At 58.1% G+C, this 2,627-nt stretch carries 3 protein-coding genes; all 3 read right to left on the bottom strand.

Annotated features, from left to right (window positions below; translation table 11 throughout):
- Positions 1-355 precede the first annotated feature (355 nt).
- Positions 356-784: a hypothetical protein gene (locus AACH06_RS30010; RefSeq protein ID WP_341429507.1), complete on the bottom strand. Its 429-nt coding sequence runs from the start codon at positions 782-784 to the stop codon at positions 356-358.
- A gap of 131 nt (positions 785-915) precedes the next feature.
- A complete protein-coding gene (locus tag AACH06_RS30015) occupies positions 916-1,410 on the bottom strand; it encodes a YegJ family protein (RefSeq protein ID WP_341429508.1) in 495 nt (164 codons plus the stop codon).
- Positions 1,411-1,480: 70 nt separating this feature from the next.
- Positions 1,481-1,948, bottom strand: coding sequence for a WapI family immunity protein (locus AACH06_RS30240; protein ID WP_423222104.1), 468 nt, complete (start codon positions 1,946-1,948; stop codon positions 1,481-1,483).
- Positions 1,949-2,627: the final 679 nt, after the last annotated feature.

Here is a 2,627-nt window from a genome sequence, read left to right on the forward strand (position 1 = left end):
CGCCGCCGGCCCATCAGATCGACCCCATAAGTGTTCACGTGTCCGACTCCTTCTAAGCGGACAGATGTTCACTACCAGGGCGCTGTCAGATCAACATGTGTTCCCTGGCTGCTTACAGCCATATGTGCCCAAGCAGACTTGAACACGGCTTGAACCGCCACGGACCGCGCGCTGGCCGCCGGAGGACGGACAGCCCACGCTGACGATAAAGAAGGCACCCAGAAACCGTTGACACGTCGCTGAGACTTCACCGGCTCCGCTGCCTTCTGATGCCTAACGTTTGACATGAGGGGCTTGACCCGGCTTGCCGGGGAAAGTCCCCTCGATGGAAGGGTTAGGCGTCACGGGGCGGCCCTCATCGAGAAACCAAGCGCCGCAAAGCCGCCCACCAGCGACGCTGAGGCGAAGGTCCGATCGGAATGCGACAGAGCAGTGGCTCTGTGAGGATGATGCCCGAGAAGTCGGCACCTACCGCAAGCTCGTGAGCTACCTCGAACTCTGCGCTCATGCCGGCGATTTGACGGAAGAACTGGTTGGCCCGTGAATCGCCGCTTTGCAACTGCGCGGCGCGGCGCTTCGCCTCGACAAAGATTGGCTCTTCCATCAGTTTCCCCTGAAGCTCATGGCCCGCCTGGAGGTCTCGAATGATGAAGACTTCCGAGAAGCGAACGCCTCTTGGCACAAGAAGCTCGTGAGCGAAGGCAATTGGCACAAAGGCAATTAGGCGCTCGGCATCGCCTTCGGACATACCTTTGAGCTGAAGAGAATGACTGAAGTCGTCCAAGTCTTGCTCAGAACTTCCGCGCACAAGGTCTAGATAGACGGTGACTAGTTCGCTTGGTGCCATACATGACGCCTAACGTTCGACGTAAGGGGCCTGCCGCAGGCAGGTCCCCTTGACGGAGGGGTTAGGTTTCACTGGCATTGCAAGCCGTAGCGGCGTTTGAGCTCTTCGGCCTCGCCGGGTGGCTCTTTGCTTAGGAGTGCGCATGCAGTGAAGTTGCCGTAGGTCTTTCGGCTCTTTTCATCAAGGTAGGTCCAATCAACGATCTGAGATCTGCTGAACTTGTACAACTGGCCGAGCTTGATGCCTTTCACCAAGCGGGGTTCATTGTTGATCCTGCCGGTGAACGAGTCGCCCGACCAAGTGAACTCATTGACCCAAAAGTATTCGGTTTCCGAGTTGCCTCTGACAGCCAGTTTGAGTGAATACGAGCTCGTACCAGCCAAGGGTGCCTTCGACTTGACGAGAAAGTCATCAAGCGTCGACCGTGCCTTCTCGAAGGCACGCTGCATCGCAGGCTCTTCGTCCTTCATATCAACGACTTGATCCTGTGCCGCTTTCTCAGAGATCGATTGGGCGAAAGCGAGACCTGGGAGGATGGCGAGGATCGCGAAGACGATGCGCATAGTGCGTGCGTGTGAAACCTAACGTTCGACGTAAGGGGCCTGCCGCAGGCAGGTCCCCTTGACGGAGGGGTTAGACCTGACCTTTGAATACATGCTGACCAGCGCGCGCTGGAAATTTGTCAAGCTGTCGACGAAGCGAGGCCCCGGCCTCCAATAGTTGTCCGGGAGAAACAGCGAAGTCAATGAAAAATGCGCAGTCTTGAACGGGCTCATCGTGAAGCCAGGGCGGGCTCGCCTCTAGTGAAAAAAGTACGCGCAGATCGGAAGGGCTACACGATACAAACTCTAGGTTCGGCTCGGTGAATCCAAGACTGCGACGAGTGGTCGCGCCAGAGGCCAATGCTTCAAGATGCTCGATCAAAGCCCCGACCTCCCACGTGAGAAGACATGGATCCTGAAACGTCCAGGCCTGACCCTCGGCGTCTACTCTGCATCCAATTACGAGCCAGTTCGAATCGTACTTGGCACTCGAATTCTTCGGAAACTGGTACCCCAGAATCCTCAACTCCAGCGAGTTGGCGTCGCTCTGAAGAATCATGGGAGGTCTAACGTTCGACGTAAGGGGCTGGCCGCAGGCCAGTCCCCTTGACGGAGCGGTTAGGCAGAGCGGGTAGGGCACCGAGATGCCTGAAACGCAATGCCACGACCGACATGTATTTCATACCTGGCAATCATGCGAGATGCGCGTTGATGAAGCAGGAGACTCGCACGACAAATGCTACACGCTGGCAGGGAGAGAAGAAGTATTTCAGTTGCCTCGGCAGAGCGCTGAAAGCGCGCCTTGGCAGAAATCGCCCACAGAGTACCACCGGAGCTGGCCAAGCAGATCAACTTGGGACCTTGGCATGCTGCTGCGGCCACCCACATGTGCCCAAGCTGACCTGAATACGGTGGGAACAGCCACGGCCCGCGCGCTGGCCGCCGAAGGACGGACGGCCCACGCCGACGACGAAGCAGACACCCAGAAACCATTGACATGTTGCTGAGGCTTCACCAGCTAGCTGCTTTCTGATGCCTAACGTTCGACGTAAGGGGCGGCCCGCTTGCGGGACGTCCCCTTGACGGAGGGGTTAGGCGCTCGGGCGAGGCGCTGCTCTGCTAAGGATGGTCTGCACAAAGCATGGCGCGACGTGCATGGACGCTGAAGAACACGGAATCTGGGCTCGAGATGCCAGAAACGGCTTCAGCCCGAGCTCTTGGGCGCCGATTCGGCGAGC

This window comes from Ideonella lacteola, assembly GCF_038066555.1.
In the GTDB taxonomy this organism is placed as follows: Bacteria; Pseudomonadota; Gammaproteobacteria; order Burkholderiales; family Burkholderiaceae_C; genus Ideonella; species Ideonella lacteola.